The organism is Pseudoduganella sp. SL102 (assembly GCF_027856995.1).
Taxonomy (GTDB): Bacteria; Pseudomonadota; Gammaproteobacteria; order Burkholderiales; family Burkholderiaceae_D; genus Rugamonas; species Rugamonas albidiflava.
Window position 1 is genome coordinate 1 of the sequence record NZ_CP115554.1, and the last position, 22,722, is coordinate 22,722.

19 protein-coding genes, 2 tRNA genes and 3 rRNA genes are annotated in these 22,722 nt (G+C 61.3%); 12 read left to right on the forward strand and 12 right to left on the reverse strand.

Translation table 11 applies throughout. The features are described 5' to 3' along the window. Positions 1–5 precede the first annotated feature (5 nt). The 5 genes from rrf to OU994_RS00025 all read right to left on the reverse strand — a co-directional run bounded on the left by rrf (position 6) and on the right by OU994_RS00025 (position 5,143). A 5S ribosomal RNA gene (gene rrf, locus OU994_RS00005) occupies positions 6–118 on the reverse strand. 131 nt (positions 119–249) lie between these two features. Further along, a 23S ribosomal RNA gene (locus OU994_RS00010) occupies positions 250–3,123 on the reverse strand. Between the two features lie 205 nt (positions 3,124–3,328). Then, a tRNA-Ala gene (locus tag OU994_RS00015) sits at positions 3,329–3,404 on the reverse strand. 24 nt (positions 3,405–3,428) lie between these two features. Next, positions 3,429–3,505: transfer RNA gene (locus OU994_RS00020), tRNA-Ile, on the reverse strand. Positions 3,506–3,612: 107 nt separating this feature from the next. After that, positions 3,613–5,143 (reverse strand): 16S ribosomal RNA (locus tag OU994_RS00025). The 16S, 23S and 5S rRNA genes sit together here with 2 tRNA genes alongside, the layout of an rRNA operon. Positions 5,144–5,607: 464 nt before the next feature. Here OU994_RS00025 and OU994_RS00030 point away from each other — a divergent pair. The 10 genes from OU994_RS00030 (at position 5,608) to OU994_RS00075 (ending at position 15,351) form a co-directional block, all read left to right on the forward strand. After that, a complete protein-coding gene (locus tag OU994_RS00030) occupies positions 5,608–7,086 on the forward strand; it encodes a B12-binding domain-containing radical SAM protein (protein WP_281609119.1) in 1,479 nt (492 codons plus the stop codon). 87 nt (positions 7,087–7,173) lie between these two features. Then, a complete protein-coding gene (locus OU994_RS00035; RefSeq protein WP_281609120.1) occupies positions 7,174–8,298 on the forward strand; it encodes an ABC transporter permease in 1,125 nt (374 codons plus the stop codon). Further along, positions 8,298–9,128, forward strand: coding sequence for an ABC transporter ATP-binding protein (locus tag OU994_RS00040; protein ID WP_281609121.1), 831 nt, complete (start codon positions 8,298–8,300; stop codon positions 9,126–9,128). The genes OU994_RS00035 and OU994_RS00040 overlap by 1 nt, the downstream gene beginning before the upstream one ends. Before the next feature lie 41 nt (positions 9,129–9,169). Beyond that, positions 9,170–10,108: an MlaD family protein gene (locus OU994_RS00045; RefSeq protein WP_281609122.1), complete on the forward strand. Its 939-nt coding sequence runs from the start codon at positions 9,170–9,172 to the stop codon at positions 10,106–10,108. A 21-nt stretch (positions 10,109–10,129) separates the two neighbouring features. Next, positions 10,130–10,771, forward strand: coding sequence for an ABC-type transport auxiliary lipoprotein family protein (locus OU994_RS00050; protein ID WP_281609123.1), 642 nt, complete (start codon positions 10,130–10,132; stop codon positions 10,769–10,771). Between the two features lie 2 nt (positions 10,772–10,773). Then, positions 10,774–11,979 carry a VanZ family protein gene (locus OU994_RS00055; protein WP_131148750.1) on the forward strand — a complete coding sequence of 402 codons (1,206 nt, stop codon included), beginning with the start codon at positions 10,774–10,776 and terminating at the stop codon, positions 11,977–11,979. 149 nt (positions 11,980–12,128) lie between these two features. Further along, positions 12,129–12,449, forward strand: coding sequence for a ferredoxin (locus OU994_RS00060; RefSeq protein WP_131148749.1), 321 nt, complete (start codon positions 12,129–12,131; stop codon positions 12,447–12,449). Between the two features lie 2 nt (positions 12,450–12,451). Then, positions 12,452–13,114, forward strand: a complete 663-nt coding sequence (locus OU994_RS00065; protein WP_131149438.1) for an alpha/beta hydrolase — start codon at positions 12,452–12,454, stop codon at positions 13,112–13,114. A 91-nt stretch (positions 13,115–13,205) separates the two neighbouring features. Continuing rightward, entirely contained in the window at positions 13,206–14,351 is a 1,146-nt protein-coding gene (locus OU994_RS00070) for a D-alanyl-D-alanine carboxypeptidase family protein (RefSeq protein WP_131148748.1), read from the forward strand. Positions 14,352–14,448: 97 nt separating this feature from the next. Next, positions 14,449–15,351: an aldo/keto reductase family oxidoreductase gene (locus OU994_RS00075; protein WP_281609124.1), complete on the forward strand. Its 903-nt coding sequence runs from the start codon at positions 14,449–14,451 to the stop codon at positions 15,349–15,351. 4 nt (positions 15,352–15,355) lie between these two features. Here the strand turns inward: OU994_RS00075 and OU994_RS00080 are convergent, their stop codons facing one another. Beyond that, positions 15,356–16,111: a phosphatidylcholine/phosphatidylserine synthase gene (locus OU994_RS00080; RefSeq protein ID WP_281609125.1), complete on the reverse strand. Its 756-nt coding sequence runs from the start codon at positions 16,109–16,111 to the stop codon at positions 15,356–15,358. A gap of 222 nt (positions 16,112–16,333) precedes the next feature. On the opposite strand from OU994_RS00080, the gene OU994_RS00085 reads away from it, so the two are divergent. Next, positions 16,334–17,284, forward strand: a complete 951-nt coding sequence (locus tag OU994_RS00085) for a CAP domain-containing protein (RefSeq protein WP_281609126.1) — start codon at positions 16,334–16,336, stop codon at positions 17,282–17,284. Between the two features lie 2 nt (positions 17,285–17,286). Continuing rightward, positions 17,287–17,883, forward strand: a complete 597-nt coding sequence (locus OU994_RS00090; protein WP_281609127.1) for an Hpt domain-containing protein — start codon at positions 17,287–17,289, stop codon at positions 17,881–17,883. Positions 17,884–17,957: 74 nt separating this feature from the next. Here OU994_RS00090 and OU994_RS00095 read toward each other — a convergent pair whose 3' ends face one another. The 6 genes from OU994_RS00095 to rpmH form a co-directional block, all read right to left on the reverse strand. Then, positions 17,958–18,179: a hypothetical protein gene (locus tag OU994_RS00095; protein ID WP_131148744.1), complete on the reverse strand. Its 222-nt coding sequence runs from the start codon at positions 18,177–18,179 to the stop codon at positions 17,958–17,960. 366 nt (positions 18,180–18,545) lie between these two features. Next, positions 18,546–19,922, reverse strand: a complete 1,377-nt coding sequence (gene mnmE, locus OU994_RS00100; protein WP_281609128.1) for a tRNA uridine-5-carboxymethylaminomethyl(34) synthesis GTPase MnmE — start codon at positions 19,920–19,922, stop codon at positions 18,546–18,548. Positions 19,923–20,026: 104 nt separating this feature from the next. Continuing rightward, on the reverse strand, positions 20,027–21,697 hold the full coding sequence (gene yidC, locus OU994_RS00105) for a membrane protein insertase YidC (protein ID WP_281609129.1): 1,671 nt from the start codon (positions 21,695–21,697) through the stop codon (positions 20,027–20,029). A 9-nt stretch (positions 21,698–21,706) separates the two neighbouring features. After that, positions 21,707–21,952, reverse strand: coding sequence for a membrane protein insertion efficiency factor YidD (gene yidD, locus OU994_RS00110; RefSeq protein ID WP_131148741.1), 246 nt, complete (start codon positions 21,950–21,952; stop codon positions 21,707–21,709). Continuing rightward, on the reverse strand, positions 21,949–22,350 hold the full coding sequence (gene rnpA, locus OU994_RS00115; RefSeq protein ID WP_131148740.1) for a ribonuclease P protein component: 402 nt from the start codon (positions 22,348–22,350) through the stop codon (positions 21,949–21,951). Before rnpA ends, yidD begins: the two co-directional genes overlap by 4 nt. A gap of 21 nt (positions 22,351–22,371) precedes the next feature. After that, positions 22,372–22,506: a 50S ribosomal protein L34 gene (rpmH, locus tag OU994_RS00120; RefSeq protein ID WP_040378179.1), complete on the reverse strand. Its 135-nt coding sequence runs from the start codon at positions 22,504–22,506 to the stop codon at positions 22,372–22,374. Positions 22,507–22,722: the final 216 nt, after the last annotated feature.

Here is a 22,722-nt window from a genome sequence, read left to right on the forward strand (position 1 = left end):
TAACAGCCTGACGATAACCTACTTTCACACTGGTTGCAGCACTATCATCGGCGCAAAGTCGTTTCACGGTCCTGTTCGGGATGGGAAGGGGTGGGACCGACTTGCTATGGTCATCAGGCATGACTTGTACACAGTGCCGTCCCCTATAGGGCAACGTCACTGCTCAATCCGGAAGAAGTAAAGCGAGGGTAACTCTCATCACAGAGTAAATGCGAGGAATCATCATTGATTCATAACCGTCAAGGTTATAGGGACAAGCCGTACGGGCAATTAGTATCAGTTAGCTTAATGCATTACTGCACTTCCACACCTGACCTATCAACGTCCTGGTCTCGAACGACCCTTCAAGGAGCTCAAGGCTCCGGGAAATCTCATCTCAAGGCAAGTTTCCCGCTTAGATGCTTTCAGCGGTTATCTCTTCCGAACTTAGCTACCCGGCAATGCCACTGGCGTGACAACCGGTACACCAGAGGTTCGTCCACTCCGGTCCTCTCGTACTAGGAGCAGCCCCCTTCAAATTTCCAACGCCCACGGCAGATAGGGACCAAACTGTCTCACGACGTTTTAAACCCAGCTCACGTACCACTTTAAATGGCGAACAGCCATACCCTTGGGACCGGCTACAGCCCCAGGATGTGATGAGCCGACATCGAGGTGCCAAACTCCCCCGTCGATATGAACTCTTGGGAGGAATCAGCCTGTTATCCCCAGAGTACCTTTTATCCGTTGAGCGATGGCCCTTCCATACAGAACCACCGGATCACTATGTCCTACTTTCGTACCTGCTCGACTTGTCGGTCTCGCAGTTAAGCACGCTTATGCCATTGCACTATTAGCACGATGTCCGACCGTACCTAGCGTACCTTCGAACTCCTCCGTTACACTTTAGGAGGAGACCGCCCCAGTCAAACTGCCTACCATGCACTGTCCCCGATCCGGATAACGGACCAAGGTTAGAACCTCAAACAAACCAGGGTGGTATTTCAAGGTTGGCTCCACGAGAACTGGCGTCCCCGCTTCAAAGCCTCCCACCTATCCTACACAGATTGGTTCAAAGTCCAATGCAAAGCTACAGTAAAGGTTCATGGGGTCTTTCCGTCTAGCCGCGGGTAGATTGCATCATCACAAACACTTCAACTTCGCTGAGTCTCGGGAGGAGACAGTGTGGCCATCGTTACGCCATTCGTGCAGGTCGGAACTTACCCGACAAGGAATTTCGCTACCTTAGGACCGTTATAGTTACGGCCGCCGTTTACTGGGACTTCAATCAAGAGCTTGCACCCCATCATTTAATCTTCCAGCACCGGGCAGGCGTCACACCCTATACGTCCACTTTCGTGTTTGCAGAGTGCTGTGTTTTTATTAAACAGTCGCAGCCACCATTTTATTGCAACCCTGTCACCCTTCCACAGTAAAGTGGTCAAGCTACTGGGGCGTACCTTTTCCCGAAGTTACGGTACCAATTTGCCGAGTTCCTTCTCCCGAGTTCTCTCAAGCGCCTTAGAATACTCATCTCGCCCACCTGTGTCGGTTTGCGGTACGGTCTCGTATGACTGAAGCTTAGAGGCTTTTCTTGGAACCACTTCCGATTGCTTCGCACCACGTGGGCGCTCGTCCCAGTCCCTTGAATTATGTGCCCGGATTTGCCTAAGCACCTTCTATGAACCAGAAACTGACTATTCCAACAGTCAGACAACCTTCCGCGATCCGTCCCCCCATCGCATCATACGACGGTGCAGGAATATTAACCTGCTTCCCATCAGCTACGCATCTCTGCCTCGCCTTAGGGGCCGACTCACCCTGCTCCGATGAACGTTGAACAGGAAACCTTGGGCTTACGGCGTGCGGGCTTTTCACCCGCATTATCGCTACTCATGTCAGCATTCGCACTTCTGATACCTCCAGCATCCTTTACAAGACACCTTCGCAGGCTTACAGAACGCTCTCCTACCATATCCTTGCGGATATCCGCAGCTTCGGTGACTGGCTTAGCCCCGTTACATCTTCCGCGCAGGACGACTCGATCAGTGAGCTATTACGCTTTCTTTAAATGATGGCTGCTTCTAAGCCAACATCCTGACTGTTTTAGCCTTCCCACTTCGTTTTCCACTTAGCCAATCTTTGGGACCTTAGCTGGCGGTCTGGGTTGTTTCCCTCTTGACACCGGACGTTAGCACCCGATGTCTGTCTCCCAAGCTCGCACTCATCGGTATTCGGAGTTTGCAATGGTTTGGTAAGTCGCGATGACCCCCTAGCCATAACAGTGCTCTACCCCCGATGGTGATACTTGAGGCACTACCTAAATAGTTTTCGGAGAGAACCAGCTATTTCCAAGTTTGTTTAGCCTTTCACCCCTATCCACAGCTCATCCCCTAATTTTTCAACATTAGTGGGTTCGGTCCTCCAGTGCGTGTTACCGCACCTTCAACCTGGCCATGGATAGATCACTTGGTTTCGGGTCTACACCCAGCAACTAGCGCCCTGTTCGGACTCGATTTCTCTACGGCTCCCCTATTCGGTTAACCTCGCTACTGAATGTAAGTCGCTGACCCATTATACAAAAGGTACGCCGTCACGGAACAAGTCCGCTCCGACTGTTTGTATGCACACGGTTTCAGGATCTATTTCACTCCCCTCCCGGGGTTCTTTTCGCCTTTCCCTCACGGTACTGGTTCACTATCGGTCGATTACGAGTATTTAGCCTTGGAGGATGGTCCCCCCATATTCAGACAGGATTTCTCGTGTCCCGCCCTACTTGTCGCATACTTAGTACCACCGGTCTGGTTTCGCGTACGGGGCTATCACCCACTATGGCGCCTATTTCCAGAGGCTTCCACTACCAGTCCGACTATCATATGCAGGCTCTTCCCATTTCGCTCGCCACTACTTTGGGAATCTCGGTTGATTTCTTTTCCTGCAGCTACTTAGATGTTTCAGTTCGCCGCGTTCGCTTCACACACCTATGTATTCAGTGAGTGATGACCTATAAGGCCGGGTTTCCCCATTCGGAAATCTTCGGATCAATGCTCGTTTGTCAGCTCCCCGAAGCTTATCGCAGACTTCTACGTCCTTCATCGCCTGTAATCGCCAAGGCATCCACCATGTGCACTTATTCACTTGTCCCTATAACCTTGACGGCTATAGCTTCAAGCATTTACTACTGTGTTTGATGAGTTTTTGTATGCGTTCCTTTCGGAACACTACCCTAAGTGTATTCATTGCTGAATACGCTTAATAAAACTTTACTTCTTCCAGATTGTTAAAGAACGAAACAGCAGTGATCTCTAAAAGATCAAACCTAAATCTGACGACTTACGTTTGGACTTTTTGGTGGAGGATGACGGGATCGAACCGACGACCCCCTGCTTGCAAAGCAGGTGCTCTCCCAGCTGAGCTAATCCCCCAGGGAATTACATGCGCTTGATACTTGGTGGGTCTGGTTGGGCTCGAACCAACGACCCCCGCGTTATCAACACGGTGCTCTAACCAGCTGAGCTACAGACCCGCGTCGTTGATACTTGCGTACCTAGCGGTGCTACTGTTTCTTCTTCATTCGACAGTCGATAAGTGTGAGCGTTTGATGCACGACCTTGCGGTCAGTGCCGACTCTAGAAAGGAGGTGATCCAGCCGCACCTTCCGATACGGCTACCTTGTTACGACTTCACCCCAGTCACGAATCCTACCGTGGTAAGCGCCCTCCTTGCGGTTAAGCTACCTACTTCTGGTAAAACCCGCTCCCATGGTGTGACGGGCGGTGTGTACAAGACCCGGGAACGTATTCACCGCGACATGCTGATCCGCGATTACTAGCGATTCCAACTTCATGCAGTCGAGTTGCAGACTACAATCCGGACTACGATACACTTTCTGGGATTAGCTCCCCCTCGCGGGTTGGCGGCCCTCTGTATGTACCATTGTATGACGTGTGAAGCCCTACCCATAAGGGCCATGAGGACTTGACGTCATCCCCACCTTCCTCCGGTTTGTCACCGGCAGTCTCATTAGAGTGCCCTTTCGTAGCAACTAATGACAAGGGTTGCGCTCGTTGCGGGACTTAACCCAACATCTCACGACACGAGCTGACGACAGCCATGCAGCACCTGTGTTCAGGTTCCCTTTCGGGCACCCTCAGATCTCTCCAAGGTTCCTGACATGTCAAGGGTAGGTAAGGTTTTTCGCGTTGCATCGAATTAATCCACATCATCCACCGCTTGTGCGGGTCCCCGTCAATTCCTTTGAGTTTTAATCTTGCGACCGTACTCCCCAGGCGGTCTACTTCACGCGTTAGCTGCGTTACTAAGTCAATTAAGACCCAACAACTAGTAGACATCGTTTAGGGCGTGGACTACCAGGGTATCTAATCCTGTTTGCTCCCCACGCTTTCGTGCATGAGCGTCAGTCTTGACCCAGGGGGCTGCCTTCGCCATCGGTGTTCCTCCACATCTCTACGCATTTCACTGCTACACGTGGAATTCTACCCCCCTCTGCCAAACTCTAGCCTTGCAGTCTCCATCGCCATTCCCAGGTTAAGCCCGGGGATTTCACGACAGACTTACAAAACCGCCTGCGCACGCTTTACGCCCAGTAATTCCGATTAACGCTTGCACCCTACGTATTACCGCGGCTGCTGGCACGTAGTTAGCCGGTGCTTATTCTTCAGGTACCGTCATGAGGCACGGATATTAGCCGTACCCTTTTCTTCCCTGACAAAAGAGCTTTACAACCCGAAGGCCTTCTTCACTCACGCGGCATTGCTGGATCAGGGTTGCCCCCATTGTCCAAAATTCCCCACTGCTGCCTCCCGTAGGAGTCTGGACCGTGTCTCAGTTCCAGTGTGGCTGGTCGTCCTCTCAGACCAGCTACTGATCGTCGCCTTGGTGAGCCTTTACCTCACCAACTAGCTAATCAGATATCGGCCGCTCCAGGAGCACAAGGCCTTGCGGTCCCCTGCTTTCATCCTTAGATCGTATGCGGTATTAGCGTAACTTTCGCTACGTTATCCCCCACTCTTGGGCACGTTCCGATATATTACTCACCCGTTCGCCACTCGCCGCCAGGCCGAAGCCCGCGCTGCCGTTCGACTTGCATGTGTAAAGCATGCCGCCAGCGTTCAATCTGAGCCAGGATCAAACTCTTCAGTTTAATCTCTGTTTTTCCGATACTGCTATCGGAGGTCACTTACTCAAGAATACTGACGAATCATCCGAAGATGATTACGTTTTATTACTTGTGTAAGCGTTTGATGCTATATATTTTGAGCTTCAGGACCGAAGTCCTGGGCACATCACATCAAACGCCCACACTTATCGACTGTTGATTGTTAAAGAATTCTGCCCAAGCATTTCAACTTCGGGCTTGCTGCGGATTCGTGAACTTTCGTTCCATCCGGCGACAAATCGTTGTGTTTGTCAGCAGCAGAGAGATGAGATTATGCGGTGCTTCGTGCAGCTCGTCAACCCCCTCAGTTTCCAGCCTCAGTATCCATCACTGCGCTTTCAACATCTCGCTGCGTCGTTGTTCGCTGCGAGGGACAGAACTATAACGAAACGCCTGCCGCCGCGCAAGGGGTAAAATGCGCAATTCCGCGATCGCCCCCCGAGAAGTTCATGTCCATCCTGCTTTCCACCCTCAATGCCCGCTATACCCACGCATCGCTGGGCCTGCGTTATCTGCTCGCCAATATGGGCGAGCTCAAGAATGAAACGCGCATCCAGGAGTTCGTCATCGGCGCGAAGACAACAGAGATGGTGGAGCGCATCCTGGCACACGCCCCCAGGATCGTGGGATTCGGCGTCTATATATGGAACGTGGAAGAAACCACCAGACTGGTGGCGATGCTGAAACGGGTGGCCCCGCACATCGTCGTCGTCCTGGGTGGCCCCGAGGTCTCGCACGAGACGAACGAACAGCCCATCGTGCAACTCGCGGACTACGTCGTTACCGGGTGGGGCGACGTCACGTTCCCGAAGCTGTGCGGCGAAATCCTGCACGGGCCGAAGCCGCTCATGAAAGTGCACGCCGGCGTACAGCCACCGATGGCCGACATCGCCCTGCCCTACGCCCTGTACAGCGACGACGATATCGCCCACCGCACGCTGTACGTGGAAGCGTCGCGCGGCTGCCCGTTCAAGTGCGAGTTCTGCCTGTCCGCCCTCGATAAAACCGCCTGGCCATTCGATATCGACACCTTCCTGGCCGAGATGGAAGCGCTGCATGCGCGCGGCGCCCGCGTGTTCAAGTTCGTCGACCGTACGTTCAACCTGAACATCAAGACCAGCCTGAAGATCATGCAGTTCTTCCTCGACAAGCTGGCCGCGAACCCGGAGGACCCGGTGTACGCTCACTTCGAACTGGTGCCCGATCACCTGCCGGATGCGCTGAAGGAAGGCATCGCCAAATTTCCGCCCGGCGCGTTGCAATTCGAGATCGGCATCCAGAGCTTCAATCCAACGGTGCAGGCGAACATCTCCCGCAAGCAGGATAACGGCAAGGCCGCCGCCAACATCCGCTGGCTGTGCGAGCACTCGCATGTGCACATGCACGTCGACCTGATCGCCGGCCTGCCCGGCGAAACGGTGGAGAGCTTTGCCGAGGGGTTCGACAAGCTGTGGGCCCTCGGCCCGCATGAGATCCAGTTCGGCATATTGAAGCGCCTGCGCGGTACGCCGATCATCCGGCACACGGAAGCCTTCGGCCTCGTGTTCGACCCGCATCCGCCGTACACGATCCTGGCGAACCGGGATATCGACTTCCCTACCATGCAGCGCCTGGTGCGCTTCGCCCGCTACTGGGACCTGGTGGCGAATTCCGGCCGCTTCACCCATGTCACGCCGGTGCTGCTGGGCGAACGCCCGTTCGCCAGCTTCATGGCTTTCTCCGACTGGTTGTATGCGAATACCGATGCCACCCACCGCATCGCGCTGGATCGCCTCGCGGCGCTCACCGGCAAGTACCTGCGCCAGCTGGGTATCGAAGGTGTCGACGCCCTGCTGGCGAGCGATGGCCACGGTGTGAAGCAGAAAGCCGCGGCACCGGTACCATCGCTGGCCGCCCCGCAGCGCCAGGTGCGCCACCTGGCCGCCTGAGCCCCCCGAACGCACGTAAGCGCGCTCCGACACACGGTAGAGCCGGGGGCTGTAGCGAACGAAACGAATCTCACTTACACTGGCGACATGCCCATTGCACAAGAGCCAACCTTAACTTTTGACCCCGGCGGCACCGCGGGAGCGACGGTGACCGCCGATGGCACATGGCAGGTCCACGCGCTGGCTCACCGCAAGACAATGAAGGCGATTTCCACGCAACTGGGCCGGGCTGGCCCCGATGCGCAATGGGACCTCTCCGCGATCGACAGCCTGGATCACATCGGCGCGCAGCTGTTCTGGCAGGCCTGGGGCTACCAGCGGCCCGCCACCCTGAAGCTGGCGCCCGGCCAGGAGGAATTCTTCAAGCGGCTGGAGGCCACGGGCAAGCTGGAGCTGCCCCGCCAGCGCGGCCTGCACATGAACTGGATCACCACGCTGGGCAGTGGCGTGCTGCATTTCGGCGAACACCTGCAAGGCTTTGTACGGCTGATCGGCCAGGTGGTGCAAGACCTGTGGCGCTTCGTCGCCGCGCCGCAGCGCGGACCTTGGAAGGAAATCTCCGCCAATATCTTCCACGCCGGCTTCCAGGCCCTCGGCATCACCGCGCTGGTGGGCTTCCTGATCGGGGTGGTGCTGTCCTATCTGTCCGCGCAGCAGCTGCGCAACTTCGGCGGCGACATCTACCTCGTCAACCTGCTCGGCATGAGCATCATCCGCGAACTCGGCCCGCTGCTGGCCGCGATCCTGGTCGCCGGCCGCTCCGGCTCGTCGATCACCGCGCAATTGGGCGTGATGCGGGTTACCGAGGAACTCGATGCGATGCTGGTGATGGGCATCTCGCATGGCTTCCGCCTGGTCATGCCGAAAGTGGTGGCCCTGGCGATTTCGATGCCGCTGCTGGTGATCTGGACCGACACGATGGCCCTGATCGGCGGCATGGTATCGGCCAAGCTGGAACTGAACCTGTCGGCCCGCTACTTCATCCAGAAGCTGCCCGATGCGGTGCCGCTGGCGAACTACATGATCGGCCTGGGCAAGGGCGCGGTCTTCGGCATGCTGATCGCGCTGGTGTCCTGCCATTTCGGGCTGCGCATCCAGCCGAACACCGAAAGCCTGGGCCGCGGCACCACCACTTCCGTCGTGACCGCGATCACCGTGGTGATCCTGGCCGACGCCGTGTTCGCGATCGTCTTCAACGGGGTGGGGTTCTGATGGCAACGGATGAGGACATCGACCGCAGCTGCCCGGCAGGGCCCAGCGAACTGACGCTGGACGGCAGCGTCCCTGTCGTGGAGATCACCGGCCTGCAGACCAGGTTCGGCAAGACCGTCATCCACAATGACCTGAACCTGACGATCGAGGATGGCGAGATCATGTCGATCGTCGGCGGTTCCGGCACCGGCAAGACGGTGCTGCTGCGCCAGATGCTGGGCCTGGAGCGGCCATCGCAAGGCTGCGTGCGCGTCTTCGGCGAAGACATCACGCAGGCCAAGCCCGCCCAGCTGCAACTGCTGCGCAACCACTGGGGCATGCTTTTCCAGGAAGGCGCGCTGTATTCGGCCCTCACGGTATTCGAGAACATCGCGCAGCCCATGCGCGAGCTGCGCGTGCTGCCCGATGCGCTGGTGCGCGATGCGGTGCTGCTGAAGATGAACATGGTGGGCCTGGGGCCGGAGCACGCCAACAAGATGCCGTCCGACCTGTCCGGCGGCATGGTCAAGCGCGTGGCGCTCGCCCGCGCGCTGGCACTGGAGCCGAAACTGCTGTTCCTCGACGAGCCGACGGCCGGCCTGGATCCGGACCGCTCGGAAAGCTTCGTCTCGCTGATCAAGTCGCTGCACCGCGAGCTGGGCCTGACGGTGGTGATGGTGACGCACGACCTGGATACGCTGTTCGCGCTGTCCACCCGCATCGCGGTCCTCGCCGAAAAGCACGTGATCGCGGTGGGGCCGACGCGCGACGTGATCGGCGTGGACCACCCGTTCATCAAGGAGTTCTTCCTCGGCGACCGGGGCAAGCGCGCACTCGAAGCGCTGCAATAGCCCCTCCCCGAGAGCAGACAACAAGCAGACAAGGAGTACACATGGAAAACCGATCGCACGCCTTCATGACCGGCATCTTCACGCTGGCACTGCTGACGGCTGCCGTCCTGTTCGGCATCTGGTTCAACCGCGACCGCGTGGAATACGATCCCTACCTGCTGGCGACCACGCTGGCGGTGCCCGGCCTGAACCCGCAGGCGGCCGTGCGCTACCGCGGGCTGGAGGTGGGCAAGGTGGACGCCATCGACTTCGATCCGAAGATGGCCGGGCAGATCCTGATCCACCTGGCGATCGATCCGGCCACGCCGATCACACGCACCACTTACGCCACGCTGGGCTACCAGGGCGTGACCGGCATCGCTTATATCCAGCTGGACGATGAATCGGTGGGTTCGCAGCGCCTGGCCACCAATGAGCAGAATCCCGCCCGCATCCCGCTGCGTCCCGGCCTGCTGGACCAGCTGGAAAAGCGCGGCACGGCGATCCTGTCGCAGGCGGAACAGGTGACGGTGAAACTCAACGACCTGCTCAGCGATGAAAACCGCAAGACGATCCTGGCCGCGTTCTCCGACGTGAGCGAGACCGTCAACCGCTACAAGGCGCTGCCCGACCAGCTGGAGCCGACCTTCGAGCGGCTGCCCGCCCTGGCCGCGAAGGCGGAGACCGCGATCGATTCCGTCAATACGCTCGCGCAGGACGTGACGGCGCTGTCGCAAAGCCTGCACGGACCGGAAGGCACGCTGACGCGCATCGGCGACTCGGTCGACCGCGCCGTCAATGGCGTGGAAGCGGTGACCACCGGTGCGCAGCTGGAAACGCTGCCGAGCATTACGGCACTGACCGATGAAACCCGCTCGTCGATGCGCTCGGTGCGCCGCACGATGAATACCCTGAACGACCGCCCGCAGAGCATCCTGTTCGGCGCGCCGGATGTGGCGCCAGGCCCCGGCGAACCGGGCTTCGCGGCGCCTGCCAAGTGACGATGGAGTGAAAACCACGCGATGAACGACCACACCATGAAACAGTTCCGCTTCCGCCACCGTCTGTGCAGGAACGCCGCCATCGTGCTGGCGGCGGCCCTGCTGGCCGGCTGCGCCTCGACCAAGGGTCCGGCCCCCACCAGCTTCGATTTCGGCCCGGTGGCTGCTCCCGTGACGCCGACGCCGGCCGCGGCCAGCTATCCCGCACTGATCGTGGCGGACGTGAGCGGCCCGGCCACGCTCGATACGGACCGCATGTTCTATCGCCTCGCATACGCCAATGCGCAGCAGGCCCTGCCCTATGCCTACAACCGCTGGGCCGCCACGCCGCTGCAGCTGCTGTCGCAGCGGCTGAAGGCACGCATCGCACAGGGTGGAGTGAAGGTGCTGTCGATCAGCGACGCCACCGGCGGCCTGCCGGTACTGCGCCTGGAGATGGACGAGTTCTCGCAGAACTTCGCCAGCGCCACGGAAAGCACCGCCCACATTTCGCTGCGCGCCTCGCTGTTCCGCGGCCACCAGCTGGTGGACCAGCGCACGTTTACCCGTTCGGCTCCGGCGCCCAGCGCGGACGCGGCCGGTGGCGCCAGCGCGCTGGCCGCCACGTCGGACGCGATCGCGGCCGATCTCCTCGCCTGGCTGGCCACGCTGCCGCCGCGCTGAGCATGACCGGGGACGAACGCGCCGGCACGGCGGCGGGCACGCCACCCGCTCCACCGCCTCCGCCAGCACCGGGACCGGGCGGACCGCCTGCGGACGCGCGGCCGAAGCGCGGTTCGCCGGTGTCCCGCGCCAGCCTGCTCGCCTACCTCCTGCTGATCATCTACGCCAGCTGGTACCCGTTCTCCGGCTGGCACAACCAGGGCCTGTCGCCGCTCATCTTCCTCGAGCACACGTCGATGCCGCGCTACTGGACGAAGTTCGACGCCACGGTCAACGTGATCGGCTACATCCCGTTCGGCATGCTGATCGCCTATGCGCTGCACCCTGCGCTGCGCGGCATCCTGGCATTTCTCGCGGCGGCCCTGCTCGGCGCGTTCGTTTCCGGGTTGATGGAAGCGGTGCAGACCTTCCTGCCCAGCCGCGTATCGTCGAACCTCGACTTCTATACCAATACGGCAGGCTGCGCGATCGGTGGCCTGATCGGCGTGCTCACGGCCCGCAAGCTGCTCGATACCAGCCACCTGTACCGCCTGCGGCAGCGCTGGTTCGCGCTGCACGCCAGCCAGGGCCTGGTGCTGGTGGCCCTGTGGCCGCTGGCGCAGATCTACCCCACCTCGTTCCTGTTCGGCCAGGGCCAGGTGCTGCCAACGCTGTCCGGCTGGCTGAGCGACCTGCTGGAAATGGATATCGACCTGCTGGCCTACGTGCGCCCCGATCCGGAGCTGACGGTGGAGCAGTACTGGCTGTCCGAAACGATGATCACCGCATGCGGCATGGTCGGCGGCGCCCTCACGTTGCTGTGCCTGATGCGCCGCCCCGCGCCGCGCGTGCTGCTGGCGGCCGTGCTGCTGGCCATGGCCGTGCTGACGAAAACCCTGGCCTCGGCGCTGCTGTTCACGCCCGACAACGCGTTCGCCTGGGTCACGCCCGGCGCCCAGGGCGGCTTCCTGATCGGCGGCATCATGGTGGCGGGCCTGGCGTTCGCGCCGATGGTGGCGCAGCGGCGGCTGGCGATCGCCACCATCCTGCTCGGCATCGTGGTCGTCAACAGCACCCCCGTGAATCCCTACTTCAGCGCCACCATGCAGGCGTGGGTGCAGGGAAAATTCCTGAACTTCAATGGCGCAGCCCAGTTCCTTTCCCTGCTGTGGCCCTTCTGCGCACTGTGGTTCCTGTGGCTGCCATCCCATAAACTCAATAAATCCTGATCGCGGGTATCATTACGGCCTGGCTTCCAGCAAGGCACACAGGAAGCAAACCGAAGCACATTCGACGCAATTTCTCCTCGGATTCGCGGCACCTGGCGCAGCACAGCGTAGCAACATCGCCGCAAATTCGAGGCAATCACGAGGCAAGCATGAGCGAGACTCCCTATTTCAAGCACCACGTGTTCTTCTGCATGAACACGCGGGAAGACGGCCGCGAAAGCTGCGGCCCGCGCGGCGCAGAGCAGGCGCAGAAGCACGCGAAAAAGCGCTGCAAGCAGCTCGACATCAATGGCGCCGGCGGCGTGCGCATCAACCAGGCCGGCTGCCTGGACCGCTGCGAGCACGGTCCCGTGCTGGTCGTCTATCCCGAGGGCACGTGGTACACCTACGTGGACACTTCCGACATCGATGAAATCATCGACAGCCACCTGGTCGGTGGCCAACCGGTGGAAAGGCTGAAGATCAAGTAATGATGAACAAGAACACCAAGCATTTCACGATGCAGGGCAACGCCGGCCTGATGGAAGGCCTGCTCGACCTGCCGCTGGACGGCAAGAAGCCGCGCGGGATCGCCCTGGTGGCGCACCCGCACCCGCTGTATGGCGGCACGATGGAAAACAAGGTCGCGCAAACGCTGGCGCGCGCCTTCGTGGCGCTCGACTACGCGGTGGCCCGCATCAACTTCCGCGGCGTGGGCCAGTCCGAGGGCGAGCATGACCGCGGCCATGGCGAAACGGACGACATGGAACTGCTGTACCACCACATGGTCGAGAAGTTTCCCGGCCTGCCGGTGGCATTGACCGGTTTCTCGTTCGGCACCTATGTGCAATCGCAGCTGGCGCAGCGCCTGGCCACCGCCGGTACGCCGGTCGAGGGCCTGGTGCTGGTGGGCGCGGCGGCCGGAAAGTGGCAGATGGCCGATATCGCGCCGAACACGATCCTCATCCACGGCGAGAACGACGACACGATCCCCCTGCAGGCCGTGCTCGACTGGGCACGTCCGCAGGATGTGCCGGTGCTGGTGATCCCGGGCGCGGACCACTTCTTCCACCGCAAGCTCAATCACATCAAGAGCTGGGTGATCGCCTTGTGGCTGGGCCGGGAACAGCAAAAGGACGACCCCGAAGACGCGTGAGCGCCTATAATGTCCGGGCCATTTTTTCACTGAGCAAAATGGCCCCCTGCTTCACGCTTTCTTAGGCGCTCCACATAGAGATTCCAGATCCATGAAAAAACTGCTCGCGGCACTGGCTTCCAGTGTCCTGTTACTTTCGTCCGCCGTCGCGCAAACCATTCCTGCCCCGACCATCGCCGCCAAGTCCTGGCTGCTGCTCGATGCCACCAGCGGCCAGCTGATCGCCGCGCAGGACCCGAACATGCGCGTCGAGCCGGCGTCGCTGACCAAGATCATGACCGCCTACCTCACCTTCGAGGCGCTGCGCGACAAGAAGCTCGACATCAACCAGAAGGTCAATGTCTCCGTGCGTGCCTGGAAGGTCGATTCCTCCAGCTCGAAGATGTTCATCGACCCGGCGGTTCCCGTATCGATCGACGACCTGCTGCACGGCCTGATGGTCCAGTCGGGCAACGACGCCGCCGTGGCACTGGCCGAAGCGGTGGCCGGCGATGAAGCCACGTTCGTCACGCTGATGAACCGCGAGGCAAAACGCCTCGGCATGACCAATACGCGTTTCGCCAACCCGCACGGCCTGCCCAGCCCGGACAACTTTACGACCGCGCGCGACCTGTCGATCCTGGCCAAGCACGTGATCCAGGAATTCCCGCAGTACTACAAGATCGACTCGGTCAAGAGCTTCACCTACAACAAGATCACGCAGCAGAACCGCAACCGCCTGCTGTGGCTCGACCCGACCGTGGACGGCATGAAAACCGGCCACACCGAATCGGCCGGCTACTGCATGGTGGCGTCGGCCAAGCGCCCGAACGGCAACATCGAGCGCCGCCTGATCTCGGTGGTGATGGGCACCAATTCGGATGCGACGCGGACGGCCGAAAGCCAGAAGCTGCTGAACTGGGGCTTCCAGAATTTCGATACCGTGAAGCTGTATGCCAAGGGCCAGGCGGTCGACACGCCGCAGATCTGGAAGGGTTCGCAGAACACCATGAAGATCGGCTTCCGCCAGGATGTGATGGTGACCGTGCCGAAGGGCGTGGCTGCCAAGATGAAGCCTGTGCTGGAACGGAAGGACCCGCTGGTGGCGCCGGTTCCGGCGGGCGCCAACGTGGGCAAGCTGAAGATGATGGTGGACGGCAAACCGCTGCTGGAACTGCCGGTGGTGGCGCTGGAAACGGTGGAACAGGCGTCGATCTTCGGCCGCGCATGGGATTCCATGCGCCTGTGGCTGAAATAAGCTGGCCATGCTCCGCAAAAAGCCCGCCGCCCGGCGGGCTTTTTGCATCTGCACGGCCCTATAATCGTTGTTCCAATCAATCTGAAAGAAGGCCGCCATGACTCCCTGCCCCGCTGTCCGCACTTCCGAAACTGGTCTCGCGCTGTCGCGCATCGTTGCCGGCATGTGGCGCATGGGGGAATGGAACATGTCGCCGCAGCAGCGGCTGGCACTGGTCGAGGGCTGCGTCGAACTGGGCGTGACCAGCTTCGACCATGCCGACATCTACGGGCAATACGCAGTGGAGGAGCTGTTCGGCGAGGCACTCGCCCTGCGGCCGGCCCTGCGCGAGCGCATCCAGCTCGTCAGCAAGTGCGGCATCCAGCTGGTGTCGGCGGCGCGCCCGGCCCACAAGATCAAGCAGTACGACACATCGGCGGCGCACATCATCGCCTCGGTGGACAATTCGCTGAAGGCGCTGCGCACCGATTTCCTCGACCTGCTGCTGATCCACCGCCCGGATCCGCTGATGGACTTCGACGAGATCGCCGAAACCTTCGAAGGCCTGCGCGCCGCGGGCAAGGTGAAGCACTTCGGCGTGTCCAATTTCAGCCGCCACCAGTTCGAAAGCCTGCATCGCCGCATTCCGCTGTCCACCAACCAGGTGGAGTTCTCGCCGCTGCACACGGCGCCGATGTACGATGAAACGTTCGACGGCCTGCAGGACCTGGGCGTGGCGCCGATGATCTGGTCGCCACTGGCCGGCGGCCGCCTGTTCCGCGACGACCCGGCCACCGAAGCGCTGCGCGGCACGATCGCCCGCATCGCCGCCGACATCGAGCAGCCATTCGGCAGCGTCGTTCTTGCATGGATCATGCAGCTGCCATCGAGGCCGATCCCCCTGACGGGCAGCGGCCGCATCGAGGCGATCGAGGAAGCGGTAAGGGCCACGCGAATCAAGCTTTCGCGCAGCCAGTGGTTCGAGATCCTGCGTGCCGCGCAGGGGCACGAGGTGCCCTGAACGGTCAGTCCACCTCTTCCTTGTAGACCAGTGGCGGCGGGATGCCTTTCCAGCCGCGCTTCCAGGCGAAGTTGAGCGCCAGGGTGAAGGCAATGTAGACCACGAAGAACAGCACGAAGTAATAGAAGCGCAGCCAGACGAGCAGGCCCAGGTTCACCAGCAGCAGCACCAGTGCGGCCGCGCTTTTCTTCTGCTTGGAGCTGGGGAAGCGGATCGTGGACACCATCAGGCCGCCCACGGCGAACAGCAGTACCACCACCAGCCAGCCGTGCAGGCTGGTCTCCGGCGGGAATGGCCAGGCCACCACCACCGATGCCACGCAGGCGGCACCCGCCGTGATCGGCATGCCCACGAAGTACTTCGGATCGGTGCGGCCCACGCTCACGTTGAAGCGCAATGCGCCGCAGGCAACGAAGAAGAATGCCGCCAGGCCGCCGGCGCGCAGCAGAACGGGGTCGGCGGGCCCGATCTGCACGAAGGCGTAGCAATACAGGAGGATCGCCGGGCCCACGCCGAAGTTCATCACGTCGGCAATCGAATCGAGCTGCACGCCGAATTCGGAGCTGGTGCCGGTGGCGCGCGCAACGAAGCCATCGAGCGCATCGAAGATGCCGGCCAGGACCAGCAGTGCGGCCGCCAGCCGGTAATCCTGCGGGAAGCCGATGTGCGCATTGTCCACCGAAATCACGATGCTGCCGAAGCCGCAGGCGATCGACAGCAGCGTGACGAAGCTGGGCAAGGCGAATTTGGCGCGTTGCATGCGCCGGGTGCGCGTGTTGTTCAATTGGGCTGGCCTGTGTTGGATGGACCTTATTGTAACGCCGGCACCGGGCGGGCCGCGCCGTATCGTTCAATGGTAACAAGCGTAACGGCGGGGCCGGCATCGGCCCCGCCAGGGCCGAATTGGCATAAAATCGCCCAATGGCCGGGCTGACCGGGATGAAACGGGGAGCTGATCATGCGCTGGACGGAGAGAGGTAACATGCGGTCGAAAGCGGCATTGCCGGCGTTGTTGATGGCGGCGGCGCTGTCCGCCTGCGGTGGCAGCGGCGGTGGTGGCGAAACCGCTATCGCGACGGGTTCGAACGTCGATGTCGCTTTCCCGGTTACTCCCTCCGGGCAGCCTGGCGCGCCGGTCGCCACCGGCGACACCGCGGCGGATGGCTTCGCATGGTTCAACTACCGGCGCAGCCAGATCGGGCTGGCCCCCCTTGCACGCAATGCGCAGATCGACGCGGCCGCCGCGGGCCATTCGAACTACCTGCGCCTTAACAATACCGTCTCGCACGACCAGGTCAGCGGCAACCCCGGCTTCACCGGCGTCGCGGTGGGGAACCGGCTTTCCGCCGCGGGCTATGCGCTGACCAGGCCATCGGCCTATGGCGAAGTGATTTCGGCCGCCCGCGACAGCTCCGGCTTCTTCCATGCGGAAGAACTGATCACGGCGATCTACCATCGCTTCCTGGTGTTCGAGCCGGTGTTCCGCGAAATGGGCGTGGGCGCCGCCACGACCAGCAACTACACGTACTTCACGACCGATTTCGCCACCAGCAACGGCTATGGCGCCGGCGTGGCACGCGGCAGCGTGGCGGTTTATCCGGCCAGCGGGCAAACCATGGTGCCGGTGAATTTCATGAGCGACAGCGAATCGCCCGACCCCGTGCCGAGCCTGAACGAGGTTGGCTACCCGATCAGCGTGCATGCGAATATTTCGTCCGTGCTGAAAGTGACCAGCTTCACGGTAAGGCCGCGCGGCGGGTCGGACCTGGCCGTGCGCCTGCTCGCCAGCGACGTGGATACGCACACGCGGCAATCCGCGGCCGCCATCATTCCCCTCTCGCGGCTCACTTCCGGCACCACGTACGATGTTGCCTTCGCGGGCACCGTGGACAGCGTGGCCGTGACCCGCAGCTGGTCGTTCACTACGCAATGACGGTGCAGGCTGGAACGGCCGTGCCGGTGCTCGACATCGAGCGCGGCATCGCACGGCTGATGGGCAACAGCGGCATTTATTTCAGTGCACTGAAGCGCTTCGCCACGCATATGGAAGCCGCGCGTGCCGTCGCGGCGCAGCTGGCGCAAGGCGATCATGCGGGCGCATGCCGCGCCATCCACACGCTGAAGGGAGCGGCCGGGCTGCTGTGCGCCGGCGAAGTGCACGCGGTGGCGGGCGAACTGGAAACCGCGCTGGCGCACGGCCACGCGGCTCATGCGCTGCTGGACAAACTGGACGTGGCATTGCGGCGCGTGCAGGCATGCATCGCGGTCGCCGTGCCGAAGGATTCCGCCGCGCCGGCGCCGCCGGTGCCGCAAGCGACGATGCGCAATGTCCCCGAACTGCTCGACCGCCTGGGCGTGCTGCTCGACGAGGGCAACAGCGCAGCGCTCGATATGCTGGAAAAGTATGGAACGGTGCTGGAAAAGGTGCTGGACAGCGCCGCCTGGGAGACCATCATGGCGGCGGCGCAGGAGTATGACTTCGAACGCGCATTCGCTGCGCTGCAGGCCGCGCGCTCGGCAGGCATCGGCTGATCGTCGGTTGCGCTGGTGGCCGCGGCGGGCTAGCCGCCGCAGTATCAGCGGCTGTAGTAATTAGCCCCTGTAGTTCAGCCCGTATACTGCGTTTCTTCGTCGAACGACGAGGCGCAATCCCGGCCGCAGAAGCGTTTCACGCTATCGAGTGGCTTCTCGCAATACCAGCACGACCCTTTTGGCGGCAACGTCTGTCGGGGCCGCGGCGCTTCAGCCATTGCCGGCATCATCGCCGGCATCATCGCCGGCATTATCGATATCGCGCTGTCCGGTACGGCTTGTTCGGTCGTTTCCATGATCTTCCCCTCTCCATACACATCAACTGCTAGCAAGATAACGTCAGTGGAAGGATGCGGAAGTGACGAAAATCAACACCGTAAAACTTCTCGCCCGCCGCGTCAGACTCTGTTGCTCAAATCAATCATAGCAGCATTAAATCAGGCCAACAGGCGGGGTTACGTGCGCCAGCACACGTAACGAAGGCAATCATGGTGTGGTTGCTGCAAAGAGAAGAGTGACTGAAAATTTTTCTATGGAAACGAAGCGCGCGATAGTTCAACAGCGGTTTGCAAGGAGCACTGCTCACGCCGGCGTAGCGAAGATGGCCCCGGGGCCATCGCTCCCCCAGGCGTCATTCCCGGAACCACGGCAGCACCCGCCCGCTACTTCCCGATACAGAACCGGCTGAAGATCACCCCCAGCAGGTCGTCCGACGAAAACGCCCCGGTGATGGTGGACAGCTGCACCTGGGCCAGCCGCAATTCCTCGGCAAACAGGTCGAGCGACTGGTCGGTCTGCGCGGCATGCTCTTCGGCGCGGTCCAGGTGGCGGGCCGCCGATTTCAGGGCGATCAGGTGCCGCTCGCGGGCCAGGTACAGCGATTCGCCGGTCTGCTGCCAGCCGGCGATGCGCAGCAGCTCCTTGCGCAACAGGTCGATACCCGTGTGATCGTGTGCCGACAGGTAGATATGGGTGGCATCGTCGCTGGCATCGATCGAGGGCTTGTGGCCGGAAAGGTCGATCTTGTTCCAGATGCGCAGCACCGGCACGCCCGCCGGGAAGCCGGACAGGATCGATTCGTCGGCGCGGGTCGGACCGTGGTTCGCATCGAGCATGTGCAGGATCACGTCCGCCTTGCCTATTTCACCCCAGGTGCGTTCGATGCCGATGCGTTCGACGATGTCCACCGCCTCGTCATGGCTGCGGATGCCGGCCGTGTCGATGATATTCAGCGGAATGCCCTCGATCTGGATGGTTTCGCTGACCTTGTCGCGAGTCGTACCGGCGATCGGGGTGACGATGGCCACGTCGGCGCCCGCCAGCGCGTTGAGGAGTGAAGACTTACCGACGTTCGGCTGCCCGACCAGTACCACGTTCAGGCCTTCGCGCAGCAGCGCGCCCTGCGACGCCTGGCGGAATACCTGGTCGAGCGCCGCCACGATGCCGCGCAACTGGCCGCGCGCGTCGGATTTTTCCAGGAAGTCGATTTCCTCTTCCGGGAAGTCCAGGGTAGCCTCGACCAGCATGCGCAGGTGCGTGACACGCTCGACCAGCGCGTGGATCGCCTGCGAAAACGCGCCGGACAGCGACTGCGAAGCCGATTTTGCCGCCGCTTCGGTGGAAGCGTCGATCAGGTCGGCCACCGCCTCGGCCTGCGCCAGGTCGAGCTTGTCGTTCATGTACGCCCGGCGCGTGAATTCGCCCGGTTCGGCCAGGCGCAGGCCGACCTCGTGGCCCGCCTCGAGCACCCGTTGCAGCAGCATCTGCAGCACCACGGGGCCGCCATGGCCCTGCAGCTCCAGCACATCCTCGCCGGTGTACGAATGCGGCCCCTTGAAATAGATGGCGATGCCCTGGTCGATCAGCGTTCCATCCGCCTGGGTGAAGGGAATATAGGTGGCGTGGCGGGCTTTCAGCTCCACGTTGAACAGGGCCTGCGCCAGCGGCCGCAGGTTTTTGCCGGACGCGCGCACGACGCCGATGCCGCCGCGGCCCGGGGCGGTGGCAATGGCGGCGATGGGGAAGGTATCGAGATTCATGGGCAAATTCTAATGGAACGAAAAAAAACCCGTGTCGCGCACGGGTTTCGATTTTTTTACTGCCGGGTCCGTGTCCAGCGGGCTGGGCACGGACCGGTTAGCGCTTACTTCGCGTCCGGCATCATCTTTTTCGTGATCACCCACTGCTGGGCAATCGAGAACAGGTTGTTGACCACCCAGTACAGCACCAGGCCGGACGGGAAGAACAGGAACATCACCGAGAACGCCAGCGGCATGAACAGCATCATCTTCGCCTGCATCGGATCGGCCGGCTGCGGGTTCAGCTTCATCGTCACGTACATCGAGATCGCGTACAGCACCGGCAGGATGAAGAACGGATCCGGCTTGGTCAGGTCGGTGATCCAGCCCAGCCACGGCGCGCCGCGCATCTCCACCGACGAGTTCAGCACCCAGTACAGGGCGATGAACACCGGCATCTGCACCACGATCGGCAGGCAGCCGCCCAGCGGGTTGATCTTCTCGGTCTTGTACAGCTCCATCATCGCCTGGTTCATCTTCTGCGGATCGCCTTTGTAGCGCTCGCGGATCGACGTCATCTTCGGCGTGACCACCTTCATCTTGGCCATGCTGCGATAGCTCGCAGCGGACAGCGGGAAGAAGATCAGCTTGATCAGGATGGTGAAGGCAATGATGGTCCAGCCCCAGTTATGCAGGACACTGTTGATGTTCTCCATTACCCACCACATCGGCTTGGCGATGATCGTCAGCATGCCGTAGTCCTTCACCAGCTCCAGGCCCGGCGACACGCGCTCCAGCGCCGCTTCTTCCTGCGGACCGGAATACAGCTTGGCGGTGTTCGACACGGTGGCGCCCGGCGCCAGGGCGCCCAGCGGCTGCACCACGCCGATCGAGTAGGTGTTGTGGCCGACCTTGCGCGTGAAGATGTCGTGCATCTGCTTCGCCTGCGGCACCAGCGCGGACACGAAGAAGTGCTGCGAGACCGCGACCCAGCCGTTGTCCGCCTTCACCGGGTGATCCGGCACGAAGTTCGGGTTTTCACGCTTCGAAACGTCTTCCTTCTCCACCTTCTCGAACGTGAGCTTCACGTACTTGTCGGCGTCGGTGTACAGCGTGGGGCCCGTGAAGCTCGGGTTGAACCACGAGGAACCTTCCGGCTTGTTGCCGTCGTGGACCAGTTGCAGGTACAGCTCCGGATTGACCGGCGCGGCGCCGGTATTGGTCACGTCATGGCGCACGTCGATCACGTAGTCGCCGCGCTTGAACGTGAACGTCTTGGTCAGGCGCACGCCGCCCTGTTCCGCATCCATCACCAGTTGCACCTGGTTGCCGTTGGCAAGCACGCGCGGGCCCGGGCGAACCGTGAAGCCGGTGTTATGGTTCGGCAGGTTGGCCGCGCCCACCAGGCCGGTCTGCGCCAGGTATACGCGGTCGCCGGTCTGCTGGAACAGCTGCTGGTTCCTGGTCGGGTCGAAGCCATCCTTGAACTTCAGCAGTTCCAGGCGCTTGATCTGGCCGCCCAGCGTGTCGATATCCACCTTGAACACGTCGGTCGTGACGGTCACGACCTGGCTCTGGAACGGTGCAGCGGCACCGGGCACCGCGGCTACGCCGGCGGTAGTGGAGCCGACAGCGGCGGGAACGCCGGCCGGGGTGCTCTTGGCATCTGCCGGCGCGGTCTTCGGCGGCGGCGCGAACATGGACGGCCGGCCGGTGTAGATCATCCACTCGTTCCACAGGGCGACCAGTGAAACAGCGAAGACGATCCACAGGATTGTGCGTTTATTGAGATCCATTGGGTCAAATCAGGAGTGGTTGCAACCGCAAGCGGTTGAGGAATGCTTTGGCGGAACGGGATCGAATCCGCCCGCGTTCCACGGGTGGCAGCGGCAGACGCGGCGCACGGCCAGCCAGCTGCCCTTCGCCGCGCCATGCTCGCGCAGCGCTTCGAGCGCGTAATTCGAGCAGCTTGGGTAGAAACGGCAGCTGGGCGGCATCAGCGGGCTGATGGCGATCTGGTAGCCACGCAGGAGAAGTGCGAGCAACTTCATCGCGGCGCTTTCGACTGCGCCGCGAACAGGCGCGCCAGCTCGACGCGCAGCATGGCTTTCAGCTTTGCATTGGTGGCTGGATCGGCCTTCGTGTTGACCGCCCTGGACAGGCGCACGACACAGTCGATGGCCGGCAAGCCGGTGGTGCGGAACAGTTCGCGCGTCAGGCGCTTGATGGTATTGCGCGTGACCGCGCGAGGTGCCAGGCGTTTGGCAACGACAACGCCCAGCCGCGCATGAGGCAGCTGATTCTGGCGGGTATAGAGCACGAAGTGCGCGCTTTTCTGGGCTGGGCGCAAACGAAAAACGGATGAAAATTCATCCGTTTTAACGATGCGCCGAGCGCGCGCGAAGTCGTGGGAACCTTCGCCTGTCGAGCCGTTGGAACTGCTGTCCACGCTCAGCGAACAAGCGATGGCTTATACAGCCAGGCGCTTGCGGCCCTTGGCACGGCGTGCGTTCAGAACCTGACGGCCACCACGGGTAGCCATACGTGCACGGAAACCGTGGGTACGCTTGCGGCGCACGACGGAAGGTTGGTAAGTACGTTTCATGTTGGTCTCGCTAAAGAAGCAAAAAAATGCAAAATCGGGCTGCCGCACCGCTGACGAGTCAGGTCGGGCGCCAGGTTATCCCTTCAGTTATTGGTGCCAATGACATTTCGCGCACTTATGCCAACACGTCCGGCACAAGCTGGCCAATCTCATCGCCCGCAAGGATCCGCGCTGATCGTAAACTGAAAAAACACGGAGTACGGGCGGGGAACCCTG

Coding starts and splice junctions, on each gene's coding strand:
- OU994_RS00055 (WP_131148750.1), top strand. CDS start 10,774: ATGACCGGGGACGAACGCGCCGGCACGGCGGCGGGCACGCCACCCGCT.
- yidC (WP_281609129.1), bottom strand. CDS start 21,697: ATGGATCTCAATAAACGCACAATCCTGTGGATCGTCTTCGCTGTTTCA.
- yidD (WP_131148741.1), bottom strand. CDS start 21,952: ATGAAGTTGCTCGCACTTCTCCTGCGTGGCTACCAGATCGCCATCAGC.
- OU994_RS00095 (WP_131148744.1), bottom strand. CDS start 18,179: ATGGAAACGACCGAACAAGCCGTACCGGACAGCGCGATATCGATAATG.
- OU994_RS00030 (WP_281609119.1), top strand. CDS start 5,608: ATGTCCATCCTGCTTTCCACCCTCAATGCCCGCTATACCCACGCATCG.
- OU994_RS00050 (WP_281609123.1), top strand. CDS start 10,130: ATGAACGACCACACCATGAAACAGTTCCGCTTCCGCCACCGTCTGTGC.
- OU994_RS00045 (WP_281609122.1), top strand. CDS start 9,170: ATGGAAAACCGATCGCACGCCTTCATGACCGGCATCTTCACGCTGGCA.
- OU994_RS00040 (WP_281609121.1), top strand. CDS start 8,298: ATGGCAACGGATGAGGACATCGACCGCAGCTGCCCGGCAGGGCCCAGC.
- rpmH (WP_040378179.1), bottom strand. CDS start 22,506: ATGAAACGTACTTACCAACCTTCCGTCGTGCGCCGCAAGCGTACCCAC.
- OU994_RS00080 (WP_281609125.1), bottom strand. CDS start 16,111: ATGCAACGCGCCAAATTCGCCTTGCCCAGCTTCGTCACGCTGCTGTCG.
- mnmE (WP_281609128.1), bottom strand. CDS start 19,922: ATGAATCTCGATACCTTCCCCATCGCCGCCATTGCCACCGCCCCGGGC.
- OU994_RS00075 (WP_281609124.1), top strand. CDS start 14,449: ATGACTCCCTGCCCCGCTGTCCGCACTTCCGAAACTGGTCTCGCGCTG.
- OU994_RS00065 (WP_131149438.1), top strand. CDS start 12,452: ATGAACAAGAACACCAAGCATTTCACGATGCAGGGCAACGCCGGCCTG.
- OU994_RS00070 (WP_131148748.1), top strand. CDS start 13,206: ATGAAAAAACTGCTCGCGGCACTGGCTTCCAGTGTCCTGTTACTTTCG.
- OU994_RS00085 (WP_281609126.1), top strand. CDS start 16,334: ATGCGGTCGAAAGCGGCATTGCCGGCGTTGTTGATGGCGGCGGCGCTG.
- OU994_RS00060 (WP_131148749.1), top strand. CDS start 12,129: ATGAGCGAGACTCCCTATTTCAAGCACCACGTGTTCTTCTGCATGAAC.
- OU994_RS00035 (WP_281609120.1), top strand. CDS start 7,174: ATGCCCATTGCACAAGAGCCAACCTTAACTTTTGACCCCGGCGGCACC.